Here is an 18,643-nt window from a genome sequence, read left to right on the forward strand (position 1 = left end):
GGTGATGCCCGCGTTGCCGGATCCGGCAACGTGGATGGAGCTTCTGGCGGAGGTCAGAGATCCTGTTCCTGCGGGATGTCGAAGCCGGGGATCCATTCGAGCAGGCGCTCCAGGCGCCTGTGCGGATCGTCTTCGTGCAGCAGCATCACCCGCTGCTGTTCCTGCAACGGCAACAGTTCCGCCAATCGCCAGCCCACCCAGGCCGCCTGGTCGAACTGTGCCGGGCCGGCCGAGGCGTACTCACCGCCCGCCTGTTCAAGAATGCGTTCGAGCAGGATGCCGAGCAGCGCATGCTCCGGCTGCAGTTCATCGTCGCTGTCACGCTCGCGCCATTCCACCTCGGCCACGACCAGGCCGTTGTCGCGCACGCGCGTCTGCCGCACGTGGAAGCGGCGACCGCCACGCAGGCGCAGCACCAGGACGCCATCGGCACCCACGTCGAAATCCTCGACCAGGGCTTCCACGCCCCACGCGGCGGGCGTTGCCGGCGTGCCGACCTCCTCGCCCTCCAGGATCAGGCAGACGCCGAACGTGCCACCCTTGCGCCCGCATTCGCGCACCAGGTCAAGGTAACGCGCCTCGAACACGCGCAACCCCAGCGAGGCACCCGGCAACAGCGTCGAATGCAATGGAAACAGCGGCAGGCTTTGCGTGGCAGTCATCGGCAACAGAAACGGCGGACCCGGGCTGATGGTACCCCAGCCCGCCGTGGGCCATCGTCGCAGGCGCCGGCAGGACGCCGTCAGAAGTTGTACTTCACGTGCGTGTGCACGCGGTTCATGTCGCCCTTCTCGCCATTCTCCAGGCGACGCTGCGCATGGCTCAGCTCCACGCCCAGGTCCAGCTTGGGGAATGGCGAATAGATCAGGTTGGCGCGCACCGACTGTGCCTTGTCGGTGACTTCATAGCCGGTCCAGGCCGTGTCGTTGTCGAGCACGGCGACCGAATAGACCAGGTTGCCGCGCAGCTTGGGCGAGAACGCGTGGCGCCACGCGGCGAAGCCACCGTAGCCGTCCATCGCGTGCAGGCGTCCTTCCTCATCCAGCACGGTGTCGCTGCCCAGCGCGAAGCCGAGGTAGCGGCCCACGCCGGCACCGCCACTGACCATGTAACGCAGGTCGTCATTGGCCCCCATGTTGAACTTGCCCGACACGCTCAGGGCACCGCCGCTTTCGTTGTGACCGTCGTAGCGGAAGTTGCGCAGCAGCGCGGCAACGGTGAAGTGGCCCCAATCACCGCGGGTGAGCCAGCGCGCGGTCAGGTCCGGCATCACGTCGGTGCTGCTGTTGATGCGCGCGCCCTTGCCGCCGAACGGGGTGATCGTGGTCTGCGGGTTCTCCGCCGAGAACGACCATGGGCCGCGGGTGTAACGCAGCTGTGCCTGGCGCGAGAAGATGGTGCCTTCCGAAGGACCGGTGAAGTCCACCGTGTCCGGCAGCGCCGCCACGTCCTGGAAGTTGGACCAGGTCTGGCCGGCCAGCCAGTTGTTCCAGCTCACGTAGGCCTGGCGCAGGGTGAGCGCGTAGGTGTTGGTGATGACCTCGTTGCCGGCGAAGGCGTTGCTGCCACCGCCGTACATGTCCGCCTCGATATAGGCCTTGAGCTTGTCGCCGCGCTCGGTGATGGTATCGGCACCGAGCCAGAAGCGCGAGAACTGCGCATGCACGTCGGTATAGCTGGCGCTGTGCCCGTTGCCATCGGCCGCCACCGGCGTGGCACCGGGGAAGTAGAACAGACGCCCGGCCGAGCCGTCGGCGATCTCGCCATCGCTGGTACGGGTGTACATCGAATCGAGCTTGATGAAGCCGCCGAAGGAGAACTTCGTGCCCGGCATCGCGTTGGGCATCACGACGGCCGGCGCCGCTGGTGCGGCAACGCGGGTGGCGTCGAGCGCTGTCGCCGTCGGCGCCGCAGCGGCATTGGCATTGGCATTGGCATTGGCATTGGCAGCATCACGCTGCTGGTAGGCCTGCAGCATGTCGCGCATCTGCTGCATCTCCTGCTCCAACTGCGCCATGCGTGCCTCCATGGCCTGCGCATCCATGGCCTGCGCCAGCGCACTCAGCGGCATCGCCGACAGTACCGCCGTGGTGGCCAGGGCGGCCAGTTTCTTGTTACCGATCATCGTTTTCCCCTCCCAGGGCAACAGGACACCGTTCCGGCGCCCGGTAGGGCGCCGGTCATGAAGAACGTCGTTTTCTTGCCATGGCCGTCCGGGCAGACCGAACGGCGTTCAGCGCGTCATACCCGCCTGCGCGGGAGTGACGTGATGCGGGCAGGCAGGCGTGGCTGACGCCTCAACGGCTGCCCGGCCTTCGGGCCCTCACACAAACCGCAACGCCGTCGTACCCATGCCATCGGCGCGTACCAGCACGTTGTCACCGGCAGCCACCGCAACCGCTGCGGTGATCGCGCCGGACAGCACCACGCTGCCGGCCGGCAGTGCCTGGCCGCGCTCGGCCAGCATGTTGACCAGCATCGCCACCGCCTCGGCCGGATTGCCGAGCACCGCGGCGCCGGCTCCAACCTCGACCACCTGGCCGTTCTTCTCCATCACCACGCCGAGCGTCTCCAGGTCCAGGCCCTGCACCGCCGTCGGGCGCGAGCCCAGCACGTAACGCGCGGCCGACGTGTTGTCGGCGATCACGCTGGGCAGGTCGAAACGGAAATTCTCGTAGCGTGAGTCGATCAGCTCGATGGCCGGCACCACGTAATCGGTGGCCGCCAGTACCTGGGCGATATCGCACCCGGGCCCGGTCAGGTCCTCGCGCATGACGAAGGCGATCTCGGCCTCCACCTTCGGGTGGATCAGGCGCGCGGTGTCGACCACGGCGCCGTCGTCCACGGCATTGTCAGCGCCGAGGAAGCCGTAGATCGGCGTGTCCACGCCCATCTGCTGCATCTTCGGCTTCGAGGTCAGGCCCATCTTCATGCCGACGATGCGTATGCCGGCGGCCTGCTTCATGCCGCGCAGGCATTCCTGGATGTCGTACGCCGCGTTGACGTCGATCTGCGGATGCGCATCGGTGATTCGGGTCACCTCGCGCACTTCCTGCTCGGCGGCCAGCAACTGCAGGGCGCAGTTTTCGATGATGGAGCGGTCCAGCGTCATGCCTGTGCCTCCTGCGGTTGCTCGCCGCGCGCACGCAGCATGTCCAGCGCGACGTCCACGATCATGTCTTCCTGGCCGCCGACCATGCGACGCTTGCCCAGCTCGACCAGGATGTCGGCGGTCTTCAGGCCAAAGCGCTGCGATGCGATTTCCGCGTGACGCAGGAAGCTCGAATAGACGCCGGCGTAGCCCAGCGCCAGGGTTTCGCGGTCCACCCGCACCGGGCGGTCCTGCAGCGGACGCACGATGTCGTCCGCCGCATCCATCAGCGTGTACAGCGCGCAGCCGTGGTTCCAGCCCATGCGCTCGGCCGCGGCGACGAACACCTCCAGCGGTGCATTGCCGGCGCCGGCGCCCATGCCGGCCAGGCTGGCGTCGATGCGGATCGCGCCCGCTTCGACCGCGGCGATGGAGTTGGCCACGCCCAGCGACAGGTTGTGGTGGGCATGGATGCCGATCTGGGTATCCGGCTGCAGCGCCTCGCGCAGCGCGCCGACCCGGTCACGCACATCATTCATGTTCAATGCGCCACCGGAATCGACCACGTACACGCAGGACGCGCCGTAGCTTTCCATCTTCTTCGCCTCCACCGCCAGCGCCTGCGGCGTGGTCATGTGGCTCATCATCAGGAAGCCGACCGCATCCATGCCCAGAGCATTGGCCGCTTCGATGTGCTGGCGCGAGATGTCGGCCTCGGTGCAATGCGTGGCCACCCGCACGATGCGCGCGCCGGCAGCATGGGCGTTCTTCAGGTCATGCACGGTGCCGATGCCGGGCAGCAGCAGCGTGGCGATCTTCGCGTGGGAAACCGATTCGGCCGCGGCCTCGATCCACTCGATGTCGCTGTGCGCGCCGAAGCCGTAGTTGAACGAGGAACCCTGCAGGCCGTCGCCATGGGCGACCTCGATCGAATCGACCCGGGCCTGGTCCAGCGCAGTGGCGATCGCGCGCACCTGTTCCAGGCTGTAGCGATGGCGCACGGCGTGCGAGCCGTCACGCAGGGTGACGTCGGAGATGTAGAGCTTGTTGGCGGTCATGTTCATGTCCTCACGCCGCTGCACGCGCGGCCAGCACCGAGGCGGCCATGCGCTCCCCGGTGGCCAACGCGGCCGACGTCATGATGTCCAGGTTGCCGGCATAGGCCGGCAGGTAGTGCGCGGCGCCTTCCACTTCCAGGAAGATCGAGGTCTTCAGGCCGGTGCTCGGGCCCACGCCCGGCACGTTGACCGGCTCGTCGATGAGCTCGAACTGCACCTGCTGCTTGAGCCGGTAGCCCGGCACGTAGGCGGCCACGCGTGCGGCCATCCCGGTGACGGCCGCTTCGATGAGGGCGGTGTCGACCACCTCGCTGAGCACGTACACGGTATCGCGCATCAGCAGCGGCGGCTCGGCGGGGTTGAGCACGATGATGGCCTTGCCAACCTGCGCACCGCCCACGCTCTCGATCGCGCGCGAGGTGGTCTCGGTGAACTCGTCGATGTTGGCGCGCGTGCCCGGGCCGGCACTCCTGCTGGAGATGCTGGCCACGATCTCGGCGTAGGCGACCTTGGCCACCGACGCGACCGCCGCCACCATCGGGATGGTGGCCTGGCCACCGCAGGTGACCATGTTGACGTTGGCCGCCTCGATGTTGTCCTCCAGGTTCACGGTCGGCACGCAGTACGGGCCGATCGCCGCCGGCGTCAGGTCAACCACGCGGATGCCCGGCTTGGCCGCGCGCAGCAGCGCGTCGTTGGCCACGTGCGCCGAAGCCGAGGTCGCATCGAACACGATGTCGATATCGGCGAACAGGTCCGATTCGATCAAGCCGGCCACGCCGCTGGAGATGGTCGCCACGCCCATGCGCGTCGCACGCGCCAGGCCGTCGGACGCCGGGTCGATGCCGACCAGTGCCGCCATCTGCAATTGCTTGCCGTGGCGCAGGATCTTGATCATCAGGTCGGTGCCGATGTTGCCGGGACCGATGATGGCCGCTTTCAGGGTCATGCAGAACTCCTGTCGTTCAAGGTGGGGGAGGAAGCAGGCGTCATGCAAAGCGGATCTCGGCGCTGCCCAGCGCGCCGACGCGCACGCGCATGTGGTCACCGGCGCGCACCGGGATCAGCGGCACCAGCGCGCCGGACAGGATCACCTCGCCCGCCTTCAGCGGCGTGCCGAGACGGCCGAGCGTGTTGGCCAGCCAGGCCACGCAGTTGACCGGCGAGCCCAGCGCGGCGGCACCGGCGCCGGTGGCCACCAGCTCGCCGTTCTTCTCCACCACCATGCCCAGCGTGCCCAGGTCCAGGTTTTTCGGTGGCACCCGCAGTTCGCCGAGCACGTAAGCCGCGGCCGAGGCGTTGTCGGCCACGGTGTCGGTGATGCCGATGCGCCAGTCGCGGATGCGCGAATCGACGATCTCGAAGCACACCGACAAAGCCTCGGTGGCGGCGAGCACGTCGTGGTGGGTGATGCCCGGACCGACCAGGTCACGCTTGAGGTGGAAGGCGATCTCGCCCTCGGCACGCGGCGCGATCATGCCGGCGGTGGACAACACGCCACCGTTGGCGACCTGCATGCGATCGGTGAGGAAGCCGAAGTCCGGCTGGTCCACCTTCAGCATGCGCTGCACCGCCACCGAGGTGGCGCCGATCTTCTTGCCGACCACGCGCTCGCCATCGGCAAGACGGCGCGCCAGCAGGTCGTTGGAGATGGCATAGGCATCGCCCAACGACAACCCGGCGATGCGCTCGCTCAGCGGCTCCACCGCCACGCCGCTGCGCAGCGCGGCGTGCAGTTCGGCACCGTGCCGCGCGATGGCGTCGGCACCCAGGGACACAGCACTCATGCCTTCACTTCCTTCGCATCGCTCTTGAGCACGTCGCCGACCGCGAAACGCTGCGGCGGCACTTCGTTGATCATCACCCGGATCGCACTCATCGGCGCCTCCAGCTCGGCATGCGCCACCTGCGCCACGGCGCGGATGAAACGCTGCACTTTCTCTTCGTCACGACCCTGTACCAGGGTCACCTGGATGATCGGCATGGGGTTACTCCTGCGGTTGCAATCAGGTCAGCTCGGCGCCCTTGGTCTCGGGCAGGAACAGCAGCACGATCACCGCGGCCAGCCCGAAGAACCCGGCAGTGGCCATCAGTCCGCTGGCCACGCCGTAGCTGTTGGCCAGGAACCCGATCAGCGCCGGTGCGATGGCGGCGATGGCGCGGCCGCCGTTGTAGACGAAGCCCTGCGCAGTGGCGCGCACGGTGGTCGGGAACATCTCCGCGAATGTCGGCGCGAAGCCGCTATAGAAGCCGGTGCCGAAGTAGGCCACGACGATGCCGAACGCCATCAGCGCCATCGGCGACTTGATCATCACGAACACCGGCACCGTCAGCGCCGAGCACACGAAGAACAGCATGAAGGCCTTCTTGCGGCCGATCGCGTCGGCGATGTAGCCGAAGGTGACGAAGCCGAATGCGGCACCGATCTGCATGATCACGATCCAGATCGTCGACTTGACCATGTCCAGGCCCGGGCCGCCGTCGGCGACCGGCGTTGCCAGGTAGGTCGGGATCCAGGTGAATAGCCCCCAGTAGCCGCACATCGCCGCGGTGACGAAGGCCAGGCCGACCAGGGTGCTGCGCGCATGCGCGCCGAACAGCTGGCCCATGGTCTGGCCGAAGCTCAACCGCTGGGCCTGGTTGACCCAGATCTCCGGCTCCTTGACGTGGCGGCGCACGTAGAACGCCAGCAGCGCCGGCAGCAGGCCGACCACGAACACCCAGCGCCAACCCAGCGTCGGCACCACCAGCGCGGCGACGATCGCCGCGGCGGCGTAGCCGGAGGCGAACGCGCTCTGGATCCAGGCCAGGATCTTGCCGCGGTGCTGTGCCGGCCAGCTTTCGCTCACCAGCGCCGAACCTGCGGACCACTCACCACCGACGCCCAGGCCGACGATGATCCGGAACAGCATCAGCTGGCCGAGCGTGTCGGACAGGCCGCACAGCGCGGTGCCGATCGAATAGCAGATGATGCTCAGCATCATCGACTTGGCGCGGCCCATGCGGTCGGCCAGGTAGCCGAACACCAGTCCACCGAACGCGGTGGCCAGCAGCGTGGCCGACATCACCATGCCCGCCTGCGACTTGTCGAAACCCAGGTCCGCACTGACGTGCTTGAGCACCATCGCGAACAACATCAGGTCCATCACATCCAGCATCCAGCCCAGGTAGGCCGAACGGAACGTGCCCCACTGCTGCTTGCTGGCACCCTGCCACCAGCGGCCGCTGCTGGCGGCCGGTACCTCTTGGATCGTTGAACCACGCTGCGCCATTGGCTTCCCCTCCGGAATCTTGGCTGATACGAAAGTATCGGTGAACGATACTGCGAGCACAAAGTAACCCACTTTTCTTGAAAATGGAACATGACAAATGTTTTCGTCTCGATATACGATACCGACGTCGTAACAAACGCGAGATTCCGATGTCCGAGCTGATCCTCCGCCTCCACGAAGACCACCTGCCGGCCGGCTGCCCGCCGGTCTATCTGCCCGCCGGCCCCCGTGCGCTGTACGTGCGCGAAGGTGGCCTGATGGTTGAGTCCCCACAGGACGCACAGTCCCTTGACCCGGCCCAGGCGCGGGTGGGCCAGGAGCCGCTGACCCTGCTCAGCGGCGAGCAGGACACCGTGCTGTGGCGCTGGGATCTGACCGATGCGCACCAGCCAGCGGGCGCCCTGCCCTCGGCCCCGGCCACCCGCAGCGAGCTCAAGCTGGAAGCGTCGATCACGCTGGATGCGCGCTTTGAGTGGCTGATGCGTTGCGATCGCGTTGATTTCCCGAAGGGCGGCGTTGCCCTCACCCACGTCCACCAGGGCCCGGGCATCCGCATCTGCGACTACGGCAGGATCAGCATCGAGACGCTGGGCCAGCGCCACGACCACCCGGCCGGCCACGCCTGGTTCGAGCTGGGCCATGCACCGGTGCTGGCACCGACCACCGAGGACGAGGAAACCCGCTTCATCCGTTGCTTCCTGCTGCCGCGCCAGCTCAAGGGGCGCAGTTCGATCCGCTACGTGCGCCCGGAGGACGCCGCCGCGCAGAAGACCCAGCGGTACAAGGTTTTCGCAGAGCGATACATCGACCTGCCATAATCGGCGCATGGGTGCGGCGTCCCGAGGCCGCGCCCCTCCGCCACCGCCGAACAGGTAGCCGATGCCCCGCAACACCGCGCCCGACAACAAGGATTTGCCCCATGCCGCCCCCGGCGTGGACGCCCAGGACGACACCGCCGAGCAGGGCCTGCCCACCGCCATTGTTTCGCTGAAGGTGATCGAGGCCCTGGCCTCGGCCCCGAACGGGCTGGGCGTCACCCGCCTGGCCCAGCTGCTGGGCATGCCCAAGGCGCGCGTGCACCGGCACCTGAGCGTGCTGCGCGAGCATGGCTACGTCGACCAGGACCCGGACACCAACCAGTACCGCGTCGGCTGGCAGATGTTCCTGCTGGGCCGCGCCTGCACCAGCCGCTTCGACGTGATGAGCCTGGCCAAGCCGATCCTGGAACACCTGCGTGACCAGGTCGGCCAGACCGTGGTGATCTCCACGTTCTCCGACAACGAAGTGGTGGTGATCGACCTGCTGCGCGGCACCGCGCCGGTGGAAATCAGCCTGCGCCCCGGCACCCGCTTCCATCACAACAGCGTGGCGCAGGGCAAGATCGCCCTGGCCTATGGTGCGGAGAAGCTGCGCCGCGCCTATCTGGCGCAGGCGCTGCCGGCCAGCACCCGGCACACCATCGTCGACCCGGACCGGCTCGCCGCCGAGATCGAGCTGGTGCGCAGGCGCGGCTGGGCCGATGCGCCGGAAGAGCTGTACATCGGCATCAATGCGCTGGCCGCACCGCTGATGCAGGCCAATGGCGAATTGTTCGGCACGCTGGCCATCGTCGGCTCCATCCACTACCTGCCCAGCACGCCGGACCCGGCGCACGTGCAGGCGCTGCTGGAAGCGGCCGCGCAGATTTCGGCAGCGATGGGCTACAACGGCAAACCGGCACGCTGAAGCCGCCCCGCGCAGGAGCAGGCCTGGCCGCGACGCGGGGGATGCCCGAACAACCGCATCAACCGCACTCCCGGGATCACGAACCACACACCGCATCCACCGGCATCGGCTTCGCCAGTGAAGCCGCTCCTGCGGAAACGCCGGGATCTCAGCCGTTCTGCAGTTGCGCCAGGAACCGGCGCGGCGCGCCGTCGAAGCCGCCGTTGGACATGAACACCACGTGGTCGCCGTCGCCTGCCACGCGCCCCAGCTGCGCCAGCAATGCATCGGTATCGGCCACCGCCTGCGCCTCACCGCGTACCGCGGCGATCACCTTGGCCGCATCCCACGGCAACTCCGGCCGCGCCAGGAATACCACCGCATCGGCGATATCCAGCGACGGCGCCAGGGCGTCCGCGTGCGCGCCCAGCCGCATCGAATTGCTGCGCGGTTCCATCGCCACCACGATGCGCGCAGCGCCAACCTTGGCGCGCAGGCCTTCCAGTGTGGTATGGATCGCGGTGGGGTGATGGGCGAAATCATCGTAGATGGTGACCCCGTGCGCCTGTCCGATCACTTCCATGCGTCGCTTGACGCTGTGGAAGCGCGCCAACGCCGGCGCGACAGCGGCCACGTCCACGCCCACCGCATGCGCGGCGGCCAGTGCGGCCAGCCCGTTGAGCACGTTGTGGCGGCCCAGCAGCGGCCATTCCACCGTCGCCACCGCCACGCCACGGTGCAGCACCGTGAATGCGCTGCCATCCTGGTTGACCAGGCGCGCGCTCCATTCCAGCGCGGGATCGAAGCCGAACCGCTCCACCGGCGTCCAGCAGCCCATCGCCAGCACCTCGGCCAGGCGGGCATCCTCGCCGTTGACGATCAGCCGCCCATTGCCGGGCACGGTGCGCACCAGGTGGTGGAACTGGCGCTGGATCGCGGCCACGTCCGGGAAGATGTCGGCGTGGTCGAACTCCAGGTTGTTGAGGATCGCCACCCGCGGACGGTAGTGGACGAACTTGCTGCGCTTGTCGAAGAAGGCGGTGTCGTACTCGTCGGCCTCCACCACGAACAGCGGTCGATCCGAAAGCGCCGACGCGTTGCTCCCTTTCCCCTCCGGGGGAAGGGGGTGCGCAGCGCCGGATGGGGGTACGGCATCACTCCCTGCCCGGGGAAGCTCGCGTCCCAACCGCGCCGACACCCCGAAATCCTCCGCCACGCCGCCAATCAGGAAGCCCGGCGCGCGCCCGGCGGCCTGCAGCAGGAACGACAGGATGGTGGTGGTGGTGGTCTTGCCGTGGGTGCCGGCCACCGCCAGCGTGTCGCGGCCGGGCAGCACGTTCTCGGCCAGCCACTGCGCCCCGGAGGTGTAGCGCCGGCCCGCATCCAGCACCGCTTCGACCGCCAGGTTGCCGCGCGAGAGCGCATTGCCGACCACGACCTCGTCGCAATCCCCCGCGATATTGCCGGGCAGATAGCCCTGCGACAGCGTGATGCCCAGCGTTTCCAGCTGGGTGGACATCGGCGGGTAGACCGCCTGGTCGCTGCCTTCCACCTGATGACCGAGTTCGCGTGCCAAGGCGGCCACGCCGCCCATGAAAGTGCCGGCAATGCCGAGGATATGGATCTTGCTCATCCGCCGATTGTCGCCGATGCGCTTGCGAACGGGTATCTGCGTAGGAGATACCGAAGCGTATGTAAGGGAATCCCCGATACCGTCACATCGGCTTCATCCGCACAATGCATGACGCCAGCCGCAGTATCCCTCAGGTCCTACTCCCCAAGAGGCCATCCCCAGGGAGCTCATGCTGCGGGGCTCTGAGCAAGCTCATCTGCTGGCCCCTGCAAACGGAAACGCCCGGATCCTCACGGATCCGGGCGTTTCTGTATGGGCGCACCGCGGCGGCGGGGCCCTGCGGCTGCGGCGGCAGGCGCCGCAGCCGCCTGGGTCAGCGCTTGATCGCGGCCAGGATGCGGGCCAGCACTTCGTCCAGCGCACCCACGCCGTCGACGCGGGCCAGGGTGCCCTTGGCAGCGTAGAAGTCAATCACCGGCGCGGTGGAATCGTTGTAGACCTGCAGGCGCTGGCGCACCGATTCCGGGTTGTCGTCGGCGCGGCCCTGCTCCTTGGCGCGGCCAGCGATGCGCTCGACCAGCAGCTCGGTCGGCACGTCCAGCTGCACGATCGCGTCCAGCGGCTGGTTCAGCCTGGCCAGCAGTTCACCCAGCGCATTGGCCTGGGCCACGTTGCGCGGGTAGCCGTCGAGGATGAAACCCTTGGCGGTGTCGGCCTGGGACAGGCGCGATTCCAGCATGCCCAGCAGGATGTCGTCGGACACCAGGTTGCCGGCGTCCATCACGGCCTTGGCCTGCTTGCCCAGCTCCGTGCCGGCGGCCACTTCGGCGCGCAGCAGGTCACCGGTGGAAATGTGCGGAACCTGCAGTTGTTCCTTCAGGCTCGTCGCCTGCGTGCCCTTGCCCGAACCGGGCGGTCCCAACAGAACCAATCGCATTCCTGACTCCCATATGTTTGAGGAAACGGGACGGACAGCGGCGTTAGACTCCATGGGCCGATTCACGCTGCACCGCAATATGTGCAGCTTACCGCATCCGGCCAATGTCCCGGAATGTCCCCCGTCCAGAGAGTATCCATCATGTCCCAAGGCACCCTGCTGTACGCCCAGTCCGGCGGCGTCACCGCCGTCATCAACGCCACCGCCTCTGCCGTCATCAGCGAAGCAAGGGCAAGGAAAATCAAGGTATTGGCAGCGCGCAACGGCATCCTGGGCGCGTTGCGCGAAGAGCTGATCGATACCTCGAAGGAGTCGGCGGCCAGCATCGCCGCGCTCGCCCATACGCCGGGCGGTGCATTTGGATCGTGCCGCTACAAGCTCAAATCGCTGGAGGCCGACCGCGCCAGGTACGAGCGCCTGCTGGAGGTGTTCAAGGCGCATGACGTGCGCTGGTTCCTCTACAACGGCGGCAATGATTCGGCCGATACCGCGCTGAAGGTGTCGCAGCTGGCCAAGGAGTACGGCTACCCGCTGACCTGCGTGGGCGTACCCAAGACCATCGACAACGACCTGGCCGTGACCGACACCTGCCCGGGCTTCGGCTCGGCTGCCAAGTACACCGCGGTATCGGTGCGCGAGGCGGCGCTGGACGTGGCGGCGATGGCCGAGACCTCCACCCGCGTGTTCATCTACGAAGCCATGGGCCGCCACGCCGGCTGGCTGGCCGCTGCCGCCGGGCTGGCCGGCGGCAGCGCCGACGACGCGCCGCACATCATCCTGCTGCCCGAGCGCGCCTACGACGAAGCCACCTTCCTGGCCAAGGTGAAGCAGGTGGTGGCCAAGGTGGGCTACTGCGTGGTGGTGGCCAGCGAAGGCATCCACACCGCCGATGGCCAGTTCGTCGCCGATGCCGGCGGTGCCAAGGATTCGTTCGGGCACACCCAGTTGGGCGGCGTCGCCTCGTACCTGGCGGGCCGGGTCAAGGCCGAGCTCGGCTACAAGGTGCACTGGACCCTGCCCGACTACCTGCAACGTTCGGCCCGCCACATCGCCTCCAGGACCGACTGGGAGCAGGCACAGGCGGTCGGCAAGGCCGCGGTGCAGTTCGCGCTGAAGGGACAGAACTCGGTGATGCCGGTGATCGTGCGCACCGCCGACGCGCCGTACCGCTGGAAGATCGAGGCCGCGCCGCTGTCCAAGGTGGCCAACCACGAGAAGAAGATGCCGGCCGGCTTCATCCGCAAGGACGGCTTCGGCATCACCGAGAAGGCACGCCGCTACCTGCAGCCGCTGATCCGTGGCGAAGCACCGCTGCCTTACGGCCGCGATGGACTGCCCAAGTACGTGACGCTGAAAAACGTGGCCGTCGCGAAGAAGCTGCCGGGCTGGGAAGGCTGATCACGATGTATCTGCGCCTGGGCCTGTGGGCGTTGCTGGTGCTGCCGGCGTGGTGGGCGCAGTCGGCAACGGCCTACACGCCGCAGGACGGCGACATCGTGTTCCATACCTCGACCTCGCGCCAAAGCGTGGCGGTGCAGGCTGCCACGCATTCGCCGTACAGCCACCTGGGCATCGTGCTGTTGCGCGGCGGTGCCCCCTACGTGCTGGAAGCCGTGCAGCCGGTGCGCTACACGCCACTGCAGGCCTGGCTCGACCGTGGCAGTCACGGCCGCTACGTGATCAAGCGACCGATCGCGCCGTTGGATGCGCACACCAAGGCCCGCCTGCATGCCGCTGCCACGCCCTATCTCGGCAAGCCTTACGACCTCACTTTCGAGTGGTCCGACCAGCGCATCTACTGCTCGGAGCTGGTGTGGAAGCTGTACCGCGATGCCGCCGGCATCGGCCTGGCACCGCTGGCGCGGCTGGACAGCTTCGACCTGCAGGCACCGGCCGTGCAGGCCAAGCTGCGCGAACGCTATGGCGCGAACATCCCACGGGGCGAACCGGTGATTTCGCCGGCGGCCATCTTCGCCTCGCCCCTGCTGGTCACCGTGGACCAGCGCTGAGGCCCGCGCGTCCCGCCGGTTGAAACCGGTGGGCGCCCTTCAATGCGTTCAGCGCGTGCAGGCGGCGCCTTCCATCGACAACCTGGCCGAGTACGCCGGCAGCGCCGCCAAACGGCCCGCTGCGGCCTGGGCCTTGGCATCCTCCAGGTAGACGCGGTTCTGGCCTTGGCCATCCAGCGCCACGCGCTGCCCGGCCGGCTTGCGCCAGACCTCGATCAACGCCTGCTGCGTGCTGCAGGCCGCCGAGGGCACGCGCACCACTTCGTTGAGCTTCCAGCCGGCCGCCTCGCTCGGCGTGACCTTGCCCGCATCCAGGAACACCGCGCGGGCCTGGCACTGTGGGTTGGTACGCACCAGCTGCATGTCATAGGGCTGCGCCGCGGTGCCGGTGAAGCGGCCTTCGATGCGGGTACAGGCTTCGGGAATCTGGCGCACGGTATGCACCGCACCCACCGCCTGCGCCGCGGCCGCCGGCCGCTCGATTTCCGGCGTGGGCAAAGCCGCCAACGCGGTCAGGGGCAGCAGGGCCAGCAACACGGGGGCGATGGCTTTCATCGGGCAACTCCACAAGACGGACGCCGCACGTTGCCACTGTCGCGCTGAACGGGCAGGCAAACGCGGCCATGGCTGGCGGCGGAGACAGCTGGCAGTCATACTCGGCCGGCCTCAGGAGTGTTTGAACACAGCGACACGTACCACAGCCGCAGCGCGGCCCGGGTCTGTTCCAGTGCTTCGATCTACCCGGCGTGTCCCCGCTTCATCCACAGCTGGATGGCATCCACCAACGCTGGAGGGGTCATGCTCGAACAGTACGGTCTTGTGCTCTCGCTGGTCTGCGCCGCCGTCGCCATCATCTACGGCATCATCTCGGCCCAATGGGTACTGCGGCAGCCTGCCGGCAATGCCCGCATGCAGGAAATCGCCGCCGCCATCCAGGAAGGCGCGCGGGCCTACCTCAACCGCCAGTACCTGACCATCGCCATCGCCGGCGTGGTGCTGTTCGTGCTGGTCGGCTTCTTCCTCAGCTGGTACACCGCCATTGGCTTCGCGGTGGGCGCGGTGTTGTCCGGCGCGGCCGGCTACATCGGCATGAACGTGTCGGTGCGCGCCAACGTGCGTACCGCCGAGGCCGCACGCAACGGCATGAGCGCGGCGATGGACGTGGCGTTCCGCGGCGGCGCGATCACCGGCATGCTGGTGGTCGGGCTGGGCCTGCTCGGCGTGGCCGGCTACTACCTGATCCTGCAGCGGCTGGGCCTGAGCCAGGCCGACAACCTGCATGCACTGGTCGGGCTGGCGTTCGGCAGTTCGCTGATCTCGATCTTCGCGCGACTGGGCGGTGGCATCTTCACCAAGGGCGCCGACGTGGGCGCGGACCTGGTCGGCAAGGTCGAGGCCGGCATCCCCGAGGACGACCCGCGCAACCCGGCGGTGATCGCCGACAACGTCGGTGACAACGTCGGCGACTGCGCCGGCATGGCCGCCGACCTGTTCGAGACCTACGCGGTGACGGTGATCGCCACGATGCTGCTCGGCGGGCTGATGGTGGCCGAGGTCGGGCGCAATGCGGTGCTGTACCCGCTGGTGCTGGGCGGGGTGTCGATCATTGCCTCGATCATCGGCGCGTTCTTCGTCAAGGTGAAGTCCGGTGGCTCGATCATGGGCGCGCTGTACAAGGGCGTGATCGTCTCCGGCGTGCTGGCCGCCATCGCCTTCTGGCCTGTGACCACGCAGCTGATGGCCGATTCCCGCCATGGCGCCACCAACCTGTACCTGTGCGCGCTGATCGGGCTGGTGCTGACCGGTTTGATCGTGTGGATCACCGAGTACTACACCGGCACCCAGTACAAGCCGGTGCAGCATGTGGCGCAGGCCTCGACCACCGGCCATGGCACCAACATCATCGCCGGCCTCGGCGTATCGATGAAGTCGACCGCGCTGCCGGTGATCGCGGTGTGTGCGGCGATCTGGGGCGCCTTCCACTTCGGCGGTCTGTATGGCATCGCCATCGCCGCCACCGCGATGCTGTCGATGGCCGGCATGATCGTCGCGCTCGATGCCTACGGGCCGATCACCGACAACGCCGGCGGCATCGCCGAGATGGCCGAGCTCCCCGCCGACATCCGCGACATCACCGACCCGCTGGACGCGGTGGGCAACACCACCAAGGCGGTGACCAAGGGCTATGCGATCGGTTCGGCGGCACTGGCCGCGCTGGTGCTGTTCGCCGACTACACGCACAACCTGCAGGCCGCGCATCCAACCGAGGTGTTCACCTTCGACCTGTCCGACCACACGGTGATCATCGGCCTGCTGATCGGCGGCCTGATCCCCTACCTGTTCGGCGCGATGGCGATGGAGGCGGTGGGCCGTGCGGCCGGCGCGGTGGTGGAGGAAGTGCGCCGCCAGTTCCGCGATATCCCCGGGATCATGCAGGGCACCGGCAAGCCGCAGTACGACAAGGCGGTGGACATGCTGACCCGCTCGGCGATCAAGGAGATGATCGTGCCCTCGCTGCTGCCGGTCGCGGTGCCGGTGGTGGTGGGCCTGCTGCTCGGCCCGAAGGCGCTGGGTGGCCTGCTGATCGGCACCATCGTCACCGGCCTGTTCGTCGCCATCTCGATGACCACCGGCGGCGGCGCCTGGGACAACGCCAAGAAGTACATCGAGGACGGGCACTTCGGCGGCAAGGGCAGCGAGGCACACAAGGCGGCGGTGACCGGCGACACCGTCGGTGATCCGTACAAGGACACCGCCGGGCCGGCCATCAACCCCCTCATAAAAATCATCAATATTGTCGCGCTGCTGTTGGTGCCATTGCTGTAGTCGAAGCCGACTGCGCATGGCACCTTCGCCCTTCCCCCGTTCACGGGGGAAGGGAACGGGATGGGGGACGCCGAAGGCGCAGATCAGGATCATCAACATCGTGGCGCTGTTGCTGGTGCCGTTGCTTTGATGCACATCGCGTGACCGGCGGCATCTCCCTTCCCCCATCCGGGGGAAGGGTGGATGGCCGTGCAGGCAGGGAGTCCGCCTGGCTTCATCCCGGCGCGGGATCTTCGGTCACACGGTGTGCGGCCCGCTCATCCCGGGTGATCACGGCCCGGTTCGACCAGCTGCGCGTCTTCCTGCGGTCGCGGCCGCGACAGCACGTAGGCGGCACTGGCAACGAAGAACAGGCCCACGCCCAATGCCAGCTTCCAGTCCGGGTGGGCGCCGATGAAGAACAGCACATAGCCCAGTGCCATGCCGCCGCCGGCAAAGCACTTGCCCTTGCGGCTGATCGCGCCGTGCTCCTTCCACTGCCGAAGCGGCCCCCCGTAGCGCGGGTGGTTGAGCAGCCAGGCCTCCAGGCGCGGCGAGGAGCGCGAGAAACACCACACCGCCAGGATCAGGAAGATCGTGGTCGGCATCACCGGCAGCAAGGCCCCGATGATGCCCAGCGCAACCATCAACCAACCCACGCAGAACCAGAACCAGCGGATCATCGCTGGCTCTCCGGCACGGCGGGCCTGGCCCGGGGGTTGGTCACACGAACTCCTCCTCGACATACCCGCGCACCGTACGGAACGCGGCATTTGCACCTTCGATGGCCTCCGCTTCCTGCCCGGCAGTCAGCGGCACGGCATCCAGTGCCGCGGTGAACTGCCGCCAGTGGCGGGCCGCACCGTCCGGGTGCGCCGCCAGGTGGCTGGCACCGAACCGCGCGCCCAGCCCCAGCTTGGCGGCCATCTTGAACAGAATGGTACCGCCCAGGTTGGAGCCTTCGGCGACATACAGCCACCCCAGTGCATGCGGCAGCTCGACAGCGGCGGGCAGCGCCGTGGGTGCGGCAGCCGGCAGGCCCTGCTCCAGGTCGCCCAGGTCCTGGGCGATCTGCTCCAGCCGGCAACGCCCGGCCAACCCGGGCAGCAGCGCGACCAGCGCCGGCACCGCGTACAGCGCCTGGATGTCACGGTGGAAGCGGTACTGCACGCGCACGAAGCGGGCAAACCGCGCGCGGCTGGCGAAGATGTCCTCGGCCATGATCCGCTTGTCCAGCGAATCGTGCGTGCCGTGGGTCGCGGCCTTCAGGCGTTGGCTGCGGGACGGGAAAGCAGGGGTTTCGGTCGTGTTCATGGCGCGCGGAGGGGTAGCGGTGGGGTTCGCCTTCGCCTGCGGCACAGGCGCGGCCCCGCGGGGGAGAAGCCAGGGCCGGAAGATCGGCCGCGCACGGCCGGTAGCCGCCGTTGTCCGGCATTCCAGGCGCCGGGCGTTCCTCCTGCCCACAGGCTGTCCAGCATATCGCAAACGATAATGCTTCCCATGCGCAAATAATCCTTGCCTTTGGTGCGCCGCAATAGCCGTGCGCGTAGAATGGCCCTCTTTTTCAACCAAACACGATTCGGAGTCAGCGCAATGGGCCTGAAACTGGTCTCCCCGGGCAAGAACCCGCCGGAAGAAATCAACGTCATCGTCGAGATCCCGAAGGATTCGGAGCCGGTGAAGTACGAGATGGACAAGGAAAGCGGCGCGATCTTCGTCGACCGCATCCTCTCCACCCCGATGCGCTACCCGTGCAACTACGGCTTCGTGCCGCAGACCCTGTGCGGCGACGGCGACCCGGCCGACGTGCTGGTGGTCCTGCCGCTGCCGCTGGTGCCGGGTTCGGTGGTCCGCTGCCGCCCGGTCGGCGTGCTGAAGATGACCGATGAGGCCGGCAGCGACGAGAAGATCCTCGCCGTGCCGGTGGCCAAGATCTTCAATGGCTACGCCCACGTGGAAGACATCAACCAGGTGTCCAGCCACTGGCTGGAGCGCATCGGCCACTTCTTCGAGCACTACAAGGACCTGGAAAAGGGCAAGTGGGTCAAGATCGAAGGCTGGGGCGACGCCGCCGAAGCCAAGAAGATCCTGGTCGACGCCCACCAGACCTTCCTGGCCAAGCAGGAACAGGAAGGCTGATCCACGCCGCGGGCGGGGCCACGTTCCGGCCCGCCCGCAGCGACTGCGATCACGT

Annotated in this window: 18 protein-coding genes and 1 pseudogene; 6 read left to right on the forward strand and 13 right to left on the reverse strand. The window is 67.6% G+C overall.

The window, feature by feature from the left end:
• Window positions 1–53: 53 nt before the first annotated feature.
• The 8 genes and pseudogenes from ATCM_RS16145 to ATCM_RS16180 all read right to left on the reverse strand — a co-directional run bounded on the left by ATCM_RS16145 (window position 54) and on the right by ATCM_RS16180 (window position 7,421).
• Window positions 54–671, reverse strand: coding sequence for an LON peptidase substrate-binding domain-containing protein (locus ATCM_RS16145; RefSeq protein ID WP_192287922.1), 618 nt, complete (start codon window positions 669–671; stop codon window positions 54–56).
• Between the two features lie 71 nt (window positions 672–742).
• Complete coding sequence (locus ATCM_RS16150) at window positions 743–2,125, reverse strand: DcaP family trimeric outer membrane transporter (RefSeq protein WP_132865499.1); 1,383 nt, start codon at window positions 2,123–2,125, stop codon at window positions 743–745.
• A gap of 198 nt (window positions 2,126–2,323) precedes the next feature.
• On the reverse strand, window positions 2,324–3,112 hold the full coding sequence (dmpH, locus tag ATCM_RS16155) for a 2-oxo-3-hexenedioate decarboxylase (protein WP_132865500.1): 789 nt from the start codon (window positions 3,110–3,112) through the stop codon (window positions 2,324–2,326).
• Complete coding sequence (dmpG, locus tag ATCM_RS16160) at window positions 3,109–4,149, reverse strand: 4-hydroxy-2-oxovalerate aldolase (protein WP_132865501.1); 1,041 nt, start codon at window positions 4,147–4,149, stop codon at window positions 3,109–3,111. Before dmpG ends, dmpH begins: the two co-directional genes overlap by 4 nt.
• Window positions 4,150–4,159: 10 nt before the next feature.
• Complete coding sequence (locus ATCM_RS16165; protein ID WP_132865502.1) at window positions 4,160–5,098, reverse strand: acetaldehyde dehydrogenase (acetylating); 939 nt, start codon at window positions 5,096–5,098, stop codon at window positions 4,160–4,162.
• Between the two features lie 40 nt (window positions 5,099–5,138).
• Window positions 5,139–5,936: a fumarylacetoacetate hydrolase family protein gene (locus tag ATCM_RS16170; protein WP_132865503.1), complete on the reverse strand. Its 798-nt coding sequence runs from the start codon at window positions 5,934–5,936 to the stop codon at window positions 5,139–5,141.
• A pseudogene (locus ATCM_RS16175) lies at window positions 5,933–6,136 on the reverse strand (tautomerase family protein); the annotation flags it as partial. The gene ATCM_RS16170 and the pseudogene ATCM_RS16175, both read right to left, overlap by 4 nt.
• Before the next feature lie 19 nt (window positions 6,137–6,155).
• Window positions 6,156–7,421, reverse strand: coding sequence for an MFS transporter (locus ATCM_RS16180; RefSeq protein WP_132865505.1), 1,266 nt, complete (start codon window positions 7,419–7,421; stop codon window positions 6,156–6,158).
• 149 nt (window positions 7,422–7,570) lie between these two features.
• On the opposite strand from ATCM_RS16180, the gene ATCM_RS16185 reads away from it, so the two are divergent.
• Window positions 7,571–8,239, forward strand: coding sequence for a hypothetical protein (locus tag ATCM_RS16185; protein WP_132865506.1), 669 nt, complete (start codon window positions 7,571–7,573; stop codon window positions 8,237–8,239).
• Between the two features lie 61 nt (window positions 8,240–8,300).
• Window positions 8,301–9,146: an IclR family transcriptional regulator gene (locus ATCM_RS16190; RefSeq protein ID WP_132865507.1), complete on the forward strand. Its 846-nt coding sequence runs from the start codon at window positions 8,301–8,303 to the stop codon at window positions 9,144–9,146.
• 148 nt (window positions 9,147–9,294) lie between these two features.
• On the opposite strand, the gene mpl is transcribed toward ATCM_RS16190, so the two are convergent.
• Both mpl and ATCM_RS16200 read right to left on the reverse strand, forming a co-directional pair.
• Complete coding sequence (gene mpl, locus ATCM_RS16195) at window positions 9,295–10,758, reverse strand: UDP-N-acetylmuramate:L-alanyl-gamma-D-glutamyl-meso-diaminopimelate ligase (RefSeq protein ID WP_132865508.1); 1,464 nt, start codon at window positions 10,756–10,758, stop codon at window positions 9,295–9,297.
• A 313-nt stretch (window positions 10,759–11,071) separates the two neighbouring features.
• On the reverse strand, window positions 11,072–11,635 hold the full coding sequence (locus tag ATCM_RS16200; protein WP_132865509.1) for an adenylate kinase: 564 nt from the start codon (window positions 11,633–11,635) through the stop codon (window positions 11,072–11,074).
• Between the two features lie 141 nt (window positions 11,636–11,776).
• On the opposite strand from ATCM_RS16200, the gene ATCM_RS16205 reads away from it, so the two are divergent.
• Entirely contained in the window at window positions 11,777–13,033 is a 1,257-nt protein-coding gene (locus ATCM_RS16205; RefSeq protein ID WP_132865510.1) for a 6-phosphofructokinase, read from the forward strand.
• 5 nt (window positions 13,034–13,038) lie between these two features.
• Window positions 13,039–13,644: a YiiX family permuted papain-like enzyme gene (locus ATCM_RS16210; protein ID WP_132865511.1), complete on the forward strand. Its 606-nt coding sequence runs from the start codon at window positions 13,039–13,041 to the stop codon at window positions 13,642–13,644.
• Between the two features lie 48 nt (window positions 13,645–13,692).
• On the opposite strand, the gene ATCM_RS16215 is transcribed toward ATCM_RS16210, so the two are convergent.
• Window positions 13,693–14,199: a hypothetical protein gene (locus tag ATCM_RS16215; RefSeq protein ID WP_225591804.1), complete on the reverse strand. Its 507-nt coding sequence runs from the start codon at window positions 14,197–14,199 to the stop codon at window positions 13,693–13,695.
• 243 nt (window positions 14,200–14,442) lie between these two features.
• Here ATCM_RS16215 and ATCM_RS16220 point away from each other — a divergent pair, with 243 nt between their 5' ends.
• Window positions 14,443–16,470, forward strand: coding sequence for a sodium-translocating pyrophosphatase (locus tag ATCM_RS16220; RefSeq protein ID WP_132865512.1), 2,028 nt, complete (start codon window positions 14,443–14,445; stop codon window positions 16,468–16,470).
• 257 nt (window positions 16,471–16,727) lie between these two features.
• Here ATCM_RS16220 and ATCM_RS16225 read toward each other — a convergent pair whose 3' ends face one another.
• Window positions 16,728–17,129, reverse strand: coding sequence for a YbaN family protein (locus tag ATCM_RS16225; protein ID WP_132866211.1), 402 nt, complete (start codon window positions 17,127–17,129; stop codon window positions 16,728–16,730).
• 43 nt (window positions 17,130–17,172) lie between these two features.
• The gene (locus ATCM_RS16230) at window positions 17,173–17,763 is read right to left on the reverse strand and encodes a biliverdin-producing heme oxygenase (protein WP_132865513.1); all 591 of its coding nucleotides are present in this window, start codon (window positions 17,761–17,763) and stop codon (window positions 17,173–17,175) included.
• A 279-nt stretch (window positions 17,764–18,042) separates the two neighbouring features.
• Here ATCM_RS16230 and ppa point away from each other — a divergent pair, with 279 nt between their 5' ends.
• The gene (ppa, locus tag ATCM_RS16235; protein WP_132865514.1) at window positions 18,043–18,588 is read left to right on the forward strand and encodes an inorganic diphosphatase; all 546 of its coding nucleotides are present in this window, start codon (window positions 18,043–18,045) and stop codon (window positions 18,586–18,588) included.
• Window positions 18,589–18,643 lie beyond the last annotated feature (55 nt).

It is taken from the genome of Stenotrophomonas sp. ATCM1_4, from assembly GCF_004348115.1.
GTDB lineage: Bacteria > Pseudomonadota > Gammaproteobacteria > Xanthomonadales > Xanthomonadaceae > Stenotrophomonas > Stenotrophomonas capsici.